Here is an 8,663-nt window from a genome sequence, read left to right on the forward strand (position 1 = left end):
GCCATGGATCTTGAGACCTTCCGCAAGCTCGCCGTCGACCGGCGCGTCATCCCCGTGAGCCGCCGGCTCCTGGCGGACGGCGACACTCCGGTCGGGCTGTACCGCAAGCTCGCGGCCGAGCGCACCGGCACGTTCCTCCTCGAATCCGCGGAGAACGGCCGCACCTGGTCCCGCTACTCCTTCATCGGGGTACGCAGCGCCGCCGCCCTGACCGCCGTCGACGGACAGGCCCGCTGGCTCGGCACGCCTCCCGTCGGCGTCCCCGTCGACGGTGACCCGCTGGAGACCCTGAGAGCCACGATCGAGACCCTGCACACCCCGCGCGACCTGGTCGGCGACGACGGCCTGCCGCCGTTCACCGGAGGCATGGTCGGCTACCTCGGCTACGACGTCGTGCGCCGGCTGGAGAGGATCACCGAGCACGGCGACGACGACCTGAAGCTGCCCGAGCTCACGATGCTGCTCACCTCGGACCTCGCCGTGCTCGACCACGTCAACGGCACGGTGCTGCTGATCGCCAACGCGATCAACCACAACGACCTCGACACCGGTGTCGACGAGGCGTACGCGGACGCCGTCGCCCGGCTCGACGCCATGGAGCGGGACCTGTCGCGGCCCGTGGAGAACGTCGCCGCCGCCCTCCCGCCCTCGGAACTCCCTCCGTACACCGCGCTCTGGGGCGGCCAGGCGTTCCAGGACGCCGTCGCCGACATCAAGGAGCGCATCAGGGCGGGCGAGGCCTTCCAGGTCGTCCCCTCGCAGCGCTTCGAGACCCCGTGCACCGCGAGCGCGCTGGACGTCTACCGGGTCCTGCGGGCGACCAACCCGTCGCCCTACATGTACCTCTTCCGTTTCGATGGCTTCGACGTCGTCGGCTCCAGCCCCGAGGCGCTCGTCAAGGTCGAGGACGGCCGGGCCATGGTGCACCCCATCGCGGGGACCAGGCACCGCGGCACCACCCCGCACGAGGACCAGGCGCTCGCCGACGAACTCCTCGCCGACCCGAAGGAGCGCGCCGAGCACCTGATGCTCGTCGACCTCGGCCGCAACGACCTCGGCCGGGTCTGCGCACCCGGCAGCGTCGAGGTCGTCGACTTCATGTCGGTCGAGCGCTACTCGCACGTGATGCACATCGTCTCCACCGTCACCGGGCGCGTGGCCGAAGGCCGCACCGCGTTCGACGTCCTCACCGCGTGCTTCCCCGCCGGCACCCTCTCCGGCGCGCCCAAGCCACGGGCCCTGCAGATCATCGAGGAGCTGGAACCGAGCCGGCGCGGCCTCTACGGAGGATGTGTCGGATATCTCGACTTCGCCGGGGACTCCGACACCGCGATCGCCATCAGGACCGCCCTGCTCCGCGACGGCACCGCATACGTGCAGGCCGGAGCGGGCATCGTCGCGGACTCCGACCCCGTCGCCGAGGACACGGAGTGCCGCAACAAGGCCGCTGCGGTCCTGCGGGCGGTCCATACGGCCAACCGCCTCCGGGCCCACTGAGCCGGTAGGGGATAGTGGAGTCCGTGAGTGCTGTCCCCGTACCCCAGCCCCATGCCCGAGCCGCCTCCGCGCCCGACAGTGCGGGAAGCCGCCGGAGCCTCGGCGCCGGCCTGCTCCTCGGGGCCGCCGGCGCCACCGTCGTCCTCCTCGCCTCCGGGCAGACCTGGGCCGAGGGCAAGGCCGCCGTCGGCGGCGGCATTCTGCCGCTCAGCGCCGACGGCCAGGACGTCACCGGCCTCCCCGCCGCCCTCGCCGTCGTCGGCCTGGCCGCCCTCGTCGCGGTCTTCGCCGTACGCGGCGGCAGCCGGATCCTCGTCGCCGGGCTCCTCGCGCTCAGCGGCCTCGGCGCCGGGCTGAGCGCCTGGGCGGGCGCCTCGGACAGCGCCGCCCTGGACGAGCAGGCCGCGCAGACGACCGGCAACACCTCGGCCACGGTCGAGGCGCTCAGCCACACCGCCTGGCCCTACGTCACCGCGGCCGGCGGGCTGCTGATCCTGCTTGCCGGGCTGCTCGCACTGCGCTTCGGCCGAGGCTGGCCCGCCATGTCCGGCCGGTACGAGCGCGACGGCACCCCCCGCCCGCGCAAGGCCCCCCGCACCGCCCCGGACCCGGACCGTCCCGAGGAACTGTGGAAGGCCCTGGACCGCGGCGAGGACCCGACGCGCGAGGCATGACCCCCGAGCCTCACGTCACTCCGTACGTACGGGACAATGGCAGAGAGCTTTTTCGACAGCGTTATCTTCAGAGCGACATCAACAAGGAGCAACTCATGGCGGGCAGCAGCCACGGACACACCCCGGCCGCCTGGACAGGTGCCATCATCTGCTTCATCGGCTTCTGCGTCGCAGGCGTCTTCATGGTCGCGGCCGAGCCGCTCGGCTTCTGGGCCGGCATCGTGGTCGTCGCCCTCGGCGGGATCGTCGGTCTTGCGATGAAGATGGCCGGCCTCGGCATGCCGAAGGAGTCGGCCGAGATGGCCGCCGCCCGGGACCGTGCCGCGCGGGCCCAGGCCACGGCTTAAGGTCCTGTGTCCGGATCGGGCCGGACGGGGAGCGGTGCCTGAGCACGCGAGCCCGGCACGACCCGACGGGACGACCGGCGCGGGTGCCGGTCCACGGACACGACACGAGGCGCAGCCCCGACCGGGCTGCGCCTCGTCGGACAAGCGGGGAGAATCACCGCGTGGACGCCTCAGCCTCTCCCGCCGCCCCTGACCCGGCCCCCGTACCCCGGGCGCCCGGCCCCGCCCTCCCGCAGGCCCCCGCCCCGGTCTCCCGGACGAGGCGGCTGGCCACGCCCGCCGGCGTCATGGCCGTCGTCGTCGCCGCCTTCGGCTACGTCGCGGCCGTCGATCCCAACGAACCGGGCCACTACCCGGTCTGCCCCCTGCTCAGGTTCACCGGGGTGTTCTGTCCCGGGTGCGGCGGCCTCCGCAGCGCGAACGCGTTCGCCCACGGGGACATCCCGGCGGCCCTCGGCTCCAACGCCCTGGCCGTCGTCGGCTACGCCGTGTTCGCCGCGGTCTGGCTGCTCTGGACCGTCCGCGCGAGCCGGGGCCGGCCCCTGCGGATCGCCGTCGCGCCGGCTTGTTGGTGGGGTGTCGGCGCGGTCCTGCTGGTCTTCTCGGTGATCCGCAATCTTCCGTTCGGTGCGGCGCTGGCCCCCTGAATGCCCACTCGGTGGGACGCACGGTCGCCGGATGCGGGCTCTGCGGCCTCCTGCGGATACCATCGATATGGCTGATCCTGTTCCTCATCACCGCTTCGGAAGGGGGCCGCTCGCGTGAGTGTGCTCGACGAGATCATTGACGGCGTCCGCGCCGACCTCGCGGAGCGGCAGGCGCGTGTCAGCCTCGACGAGCTCAAGGAACGCGCCGCACGCGCTCCCCAGGCCAAGGACGGAGTCGCCGCCCTGAGGGGCGAGGGCGTGACCGTCATCTGCGAGGTCAAGCGCTCCAGCCCCTCCAAGGGCGCCCTTGCCGCCATCGCCGACCCGGCCGCGCTCGCCGCGGACTACGAGGCCGGTGGCGCGTCCGTCATCTCGGTCCTCACCGAACAGCGCCGCTTCGGCGGTTCGCTCGCCGACCTGGAGGCCGTCCGGGCCAAGGTCGACATCCCGGTGCTGCGCAAGGACTTCATCGTCACCTCCTACCAGCTGTGGGAGGCGCGGGCCTACGGCGCCGACCTCGCGCTGCTGATCGTCGCCGCCCTCGACCAGGAGGCCCTCGTCTCCCTGATCGAGCGCGCCGAGTCGATCGGCCTGACGCCGCTCGTCGAGGCGCACGACGAGGAGGAGGCGGAGCGTGCCGTGGACGCCGGAGCCAAGATCATCGGTGTCAACGCACGCAACCTGAAGGACCTCAAGGTCGACCGTTCCACCTTCGAGCGCGTCGCCCCCGAGATCCCCGACCACATCGTCAAGGTCGCCGAGTCCGGCGTCCGGGGCCCGCACGACCTCATCGCCTACGCCAACTCCGGCGCGGACGCGGTGCTCGTCGGCGAGTCCCTGGTCACCGGCCGTGACCCGCGGGCAGCCGTCGCCGACCTGGTCGCCGCCGGCGCGCACCCCGCCCTGCGGCACGGACGGGGCTGACCCGACCCGTGCCCGCCGCCCGCATCCTGCCGGGCCCGCGCCCCGCCGGGGCGAGCGCCCGGGACCCGCACGCGCCGCCGGCGCGCGGCTGCCGCCCACCCGTCTCCCTCCGCCACCCTCAACCGAGGCGCTGCGCGCCGCCCTTCTGGCACCGAGGCTGCCGCGCCCCCGCCCGGCGTGTGCACGGGCGGCGCGTGCGGTACGTCATCGGCGACGAGCCCGGACAGGTCAACGGCATGCGATGGCGCACGGGGTCCGCGCAGTAGCGAGCCCCGGCCGTCGTACCCCCGCCCCGCGCGGGATCCGCACGACACACCCCACAGGCCGTCCACCGGCCGACGGGGCGCTTCGCTCACGGCGCATACGGTGAACCCACCCGTCGCAAGTCGAGGAGCACGTCGCATGTCGTCCGACTTCTTCATTCCGGACCCCGAGGGTCTGATCCCCAGCGCCGAGGGGTATTTCGGCGCGTTCGGTGGCAAGTTCATCCCGGAGGCGCTGGTCGCAGCCGTGGACGAGGTCGCCGTCGAATACGACAAGGCCAAGGCCGACCCGGCCTTCGCCGCCGAGCTCAACGCGCTCATGGTCGACTACACCGGCCGGCCCAGCGCACTGACCGAGGTCGCGCGCTTCGCCGAGCACGCCGGGGGAGCCCGCGTCTTCCTCAAGCGCGAGGACCTCAACCACACCGGTTCGCACAAGATCAACAACGTGCTCGGCCAGGCGCTCCTCACCAAGCGCATGGGCAAGACCCGCATCATCGCGGAGACCGGGGCCGGCCAGCACGGGGTCGCCACGGCGACCGCATGCGCGCTCTTCGGCCTGGACTGCACCATCTACATGGGCGAGATCGACACCGAGCGGCAGGCGCTGAACGTGGCGCGGATGCGGATGCTCGGTGCCGAGGTCGTGGCCGTGAAGTCCGGCTCCCGGACGCTGAAGGACGCCATCAACGAGGCGTTCCGCGACTGGGTCGCCAACGTGGACCGCACCCACTACCTCTTCGGCACGGTCGCCGGGCCGCACCCCTTCCCCGCGATGGTCCGCGACTTCCACCGGGTCATCGGCGTCGAGGCCCGGCGCCAGATCCTGGAGCGCGCGGGCAGGCTGCCGGACGCCGCGGTCGCGTGCGTCGGCGGCGGGTCCAACGCCATCGGCCTCTTCCACGCGTTCATCCCGGACACCGACGTCCGGCTGATCGGCTGCGAACCCGCCGGACACGGTGTGGAGACCGGAGAGCACGCGGCGACCCTCACCGCGGGCGAGCCGGGCATCCTGCACGGCTCACGGTCGTACGTCCTCCAGGACGAGGAGGGCCAGATCACCGAGCCCTACTCGATCTCGGCCGGCCTCGACTACCCGGGCATCGGCCCCGAGCACGCCTACCTCAAGGACGTCGGCCGCGGTGAGTACCGCGCGGTCACCGACGCCGCCGCCATGCAGGCGCTGCGCCTCCTCTCCCGTACCGAGGGGATCATCCCGGCCATCGAGAGCGCGCACGCGCTGGCCGGCGCCCTGGAGATCGGGCGCGAGCTCGGTGAGGACGGACTGATCCTGATCAACCTGTCCGGACGCGGCGACAAGGACATGGACACGGCCGCGCGCTACTTCGGCCTGTACGACGGTGCCGACGCGGTCGTCGAGGCCGACGTGGCCGACGGAGAGGTGGAGGTCACCAAGTGAGCGGCAACCGAATGCTCCTCGAAGCGAAGCTGGCGGAGGCGGCGTCCGAGGACCGGGCGGCGCTGATCGCCTACCTGCCCGGCGGGTTCCCGACCGTCGACGGCGGGATCGAGGCCGTCAAGGCGGCCGTCGCCGGCGGCGCCGACATCATCGAGGTGGGCCTCCCGCACAGCGACCCGGTGCTCGACGGTCCGGTCATCCAGACCGCCGACGACATCGCCCTGCGCGGCGGCGTCAAGATCGCCGACATCATGCGCACCGTCCGCGAGACCCACGAGGCGACGGGCGCGCCGATCCTCGTGATGACGTACTGGAACCCGATCGACCGGTACGGCGTGGAGCGCTTCACCGCCGAACTGGCCGACGCGGGCGGCGCCGGGTGCATCCTGCCCGACCTTCCGGTCCAGGAGTCCGCGCTGTGGCGCGAGCACGCCGACAAGCACGACCTCGCCACCGTGTTCGTCGTCGCGCCGAGCAGCAAGGACGCCCGCCTCGCGACCATCACGGCCGCCGGTTCCGGCTTCGTGTACGCCGCCTCGCTGATGGGCGTCACCGGCACCCGCGAATCCGTCGGCGAGCAGGCCCAGGACCTGGTGCGGCGCACCCGCGCCACCAGCTCCCTGCCGGTCTGCGTGGGCATCGGCGTGTCCACGGCCGAGCACGCCCAGCAGGTCGCGGCCTTCGCCGACGGGGTCATCGTCGGCTCGGCCTTCGTGAAGCGGATGCTCGACGCGCCGGACGAGGCCACGGGCCTCGAAGCGGTCCGTGCGCTGGCGGCCGAACTGGCCGAAGGCGTTCGAAAGCGCTGACAGCGCTCGTCATCCGTATGGGTGGACCTGGGACCGGGGAGGCGCTGACGTGCCTCCCCGGTTCGTTTGCGCGGTGTGAGTGAGAACCAAGACCGAAACAGGACCGCGCGCGATCGGCTCGTCCAGCAGCGCGAGCAGGACCGGGCGCGGGAGCGCCGCCGCCGCACGCTGATCGTCTCGACGGCGGTGGTGGGGGTGCTGGCGCTGGCCGCTGTGATCGGCCTGATCGCCGCCAACGCGGGCAAGGACGACCAGGACTCCGAGGCGGGGCCCGCCGTCACCCCGTCCGGGGCGATGGGGGAGGACGGGCTCGCTCTCCAGGTCGGAGCGGACGACGCCCCGTCCACGCTCACGATCTGGGAGGACTTCCGCTGCCCGGTCTGCGCCCAGTTCGAGAACGCCTTCCGCGACACCTTCACGGAGCTCGCGGACAGTGGACAGCTCAAGGTGCAGTACCACCTGGCCACGATCATCGACGGCAATGTCGGCGGCACCGGATCCCTGCGCGCGGCCAACGCGGCCGCCTGCGCGCAGGACGCCGGCAAGTTCGCGCCGTACCACGACGTCCTCTACCGCAACCAGCCGGCGGAGACCGACGACGCCTTCGCCAAGAACAGCAGGCTGATCGAGCTGGCCGGTTCGGTGAAGGGCCTCGACACGCCCGCCTTCCGCAGTTGTGTGGACGACGGCACCCACGACAGCTGGGTGGAGAAGTCGAACAAGGCGTTCGGCGAGGGCGGTTTCGAAGGCACGCCGACGGCGCTCCTCAACGGCGAGTCGATCTTCCCGAAAAAGGGGAACGAGCAGATCTCCGCCGCCAACATCAAGAAGTGGGTGGCCGAGGCCAACAAGGGCAAGAAGCCCGGGACCGTCGGAGCGACACCCTCGTCGTCCTGAGCGCGGTCCCGGCCCCGGCGGAGGGGGTGTGCGGCCGGGGCCCGTTACCCAGAAGTTGCCGGACGGCTTGCCGTACGTCCCGTCCGGCAGGGTAGCGTCGACCTCGTCATGAACTCTGCCTTCATTCCCAGCCCGTCGACCGGGGTGATCGAGCTCGGCCCGATCCCGCTCCGCGGCTACGCGTTCTGCATCATCATCGGTGTCTTCGTCGCCGTCTGGTTCGGCAACAAGCGCTGGATCGCCAGGGGCGGCAAAGCCGGCACCGTGGCCGACATCGCCGTCTGGGCCGTGCCCTTCGGCCTCGTCGGCGGCAGGCTCTACCACGTCATCACCGACTACCAGCTGTATTTCAGCGACGGTGAGGACTGGGTGGACGCCTTCAAGATCTGGGAGGGCGGCCTCGGAATCTGGGGCGCGATCGCGCTCGGCGCGGTCGGCGCCTGGATCGGCTGCCGACGCCGCGGCATCCCGCTCCCTGCGTGGGCGGACGCGCTGGCGCCCGGGATCGCCTTCGCCCAGGCGATCGGCCGCTGGGGCAACTGGTTCAACCAGGAGCTGTACGGCAAGCCGACGGACCTGCCGTGGGCGCTCAAGATCAGCGAGGGCACGAACCGGGTCGAGGGGACGTACCACCCGACCTTCCTCTACGAGTCCCTGTGGTGCGTCGGTGTCGCACTGCTGGTGATCTGGGCCGACCGCCGCTTCAAGCTGGGCCACGGCCGGGCGTTCGCGCTCTACGTCGCGGCGTACTGCGTGGGCCGCGGGTGGATCGAGTACCTGCGCGTCGACGAGGCGCACCACGTGCTGGGCCTCCGGCTCAACGTGTGGACCGCGATCATCGTGTTCGCGCTGGCGGTCACGTACATCGTGATCTCGGCGAGGGTGCGGCCGGGCCGCGAGGAGATCGTCGAGCCCGACCTGACGAAGGACGGCGGGAAGTCCGGATCCGACGAGAGCCCTTCCTCCGACGACGACGCCCCCTCCGACGACGCCTCCGCCGAAGGCACCACCCCGCAGGACGCCTCGTCCGACGACGCGGCCTCCGTGGAGAACGCCTCGTCCGACAGCGCACCCGACGCCTCCGCCGACGGGCCCCAGGAGCCTGAGGACGACGGAGCCGCCCCGCAGAAGGCCGACCGGAGCTGACGACACCGACAGCACGAAGGGGCCGTCCGACCCGCACGG

Annotated in this window: 10 protein-coding genes; all 10 read left to right on the forward strand. The window is 72.1% G+C overall.

Annotated features, from left to right (window positions below; genetic code table 11):
* Positions 1 to 3 precede the first annotated feature (3 nt).
* The 10 genes from OG206_RS24395 (at position 4) to lgt (ending at position 8,624) form a co-directional block, all read left to right on the forward strand.
* Positions 4 to 1,497 (forward strand): anthranilate synthase component I, encoded by a 1,494-nt coding sequence (locus OG206_RS24395; RefSeq protein WP_327119570.1) that lies wholly within the window; start codon positions 4 to 6, stop codon positions 1,495 to 1,497.
* A 14-nt stretch (positions 1,498 to 1,511) separates the two neighbouring features.
* Complete coding sequence (locus OG206_RS24400; RefSeq protein WP_327119572.1) at positions 1,512 to 2,171, forward strand: TIGR02234 family membrane protein; 660 nt, start codon at positions 1,512 to 1,514, stop codon at positions 2,169 to 2,171.
* A 95-nt stretch (positions 2,172 to 2,266) separates the two neighbouring features.
* Positions 2,267 to 2,518, forward strand: a complete 252-nt coding sequence (locus tag OG206_RS24405) for an HGxxPAAW family protein (protein ID WP_327119575.1) — start codon at positions 2,267 to 2,269, stop codon at positions 2,516 to 2,518.
* A 161-nt stretch (positions 2,519 to 2,679) separates the two neighbouring features.
* Complete coding sequence (locus tag OG206_RS24410; protein ID WP_327119577.1) at positions 2,680 to 3,165, forward strand: DUF2752 domain-containing protein; 486 nt, start codon at positions 2,680 to 2,682, stop codon at positions 3,163 to 3,165.
* A gap of 114 nt (positions 3,166 to 3,279) precedes the next feature.
* Positions 3,280 to 4,089, forward strand: coding sequence for an indole-3-glycerol phosphate synthase TrpC (gene trpC / locus OG206_RS24415; protein WP_327119579.1), 810 nt, complete (start codon positions 3,280 to 3,282; stop codon positions 4,087 to 4,089).
* The gene (trpM, locus tag OG206_RS24420) at positions 4,086 to 4,355 is read left to right on the forward strand and encodes a tryptophan biosynthesis modulator TrpM (protein ID WP_327122389.1); all 270 of its coding nucleotides are present in this window, start codon (positions 4,086 to 4,088) and stop codon (positions 4,353 to 4,355) included. Before trpC ends, trpM begins: the two co-directional genes overlap by 4 nt.
* Positions 4,356 to 4,491: 136 nt before the next feature.
* Positions 4,492 to 5,772: a tryptophan synthase subunit beta gene (gene trpB, locus OG206_RS24425; RefSeq protein WP_327119581.1), complete on the forward strand. Its 1,281-nt coding sequence runs from the start codon at positions 4,492 to 4,494 to the stop codon at positions 5,770 to 5,772.
* Positions 5,769 to 6,581: a tryptophan synthase subunit alpha gene (gene trpA / locus OG206_RS24430; protein ID WP_327119583.1), complete on the forward strand. Its 813-nt coding sequence runs from the start codon at positions 5,769 to 5,771 to the stop codon at positions 6,579 to 6,581. The genes trpB and trpA overlap by 4 nt, the downstream gene beginning before the upstream one ends.
* A 75-nt stretch (positions 6,582 to 6,656) precedes the next feature.
* A complete protein-coding gene (locus OG206_RS24435; RefSeq protein ID WP_327119585.1) occupies positions 6,657 to 7,478 on the forward strand; it encodes a DsbA family protein in 822 nt (273 codons plus the stop codon).
* A gap of 108 nt (positions 7,479 to 7,586) precedes the next feature.
* Entirely contained in the window at positions 7,587 to 8,624 is a 1,038-nt protein-coding gene (gene lgt, locus OG206_RS24440) for a prolipoprotein diacylglyceryl transferase (protein WP_327119587.1), read from the forward strand.
* Positions 8,625 to 8,663: the final 39 nt, after the last annotated feature.

This window comes from Streptomyces sp. NBC_01341, from assembly GCF_035946055.1.
Lineage (GTDB): Bacteria > Actinomycetota > Actinomycetes > Streptomycetales > Streptomycetaceae > Streptomyces.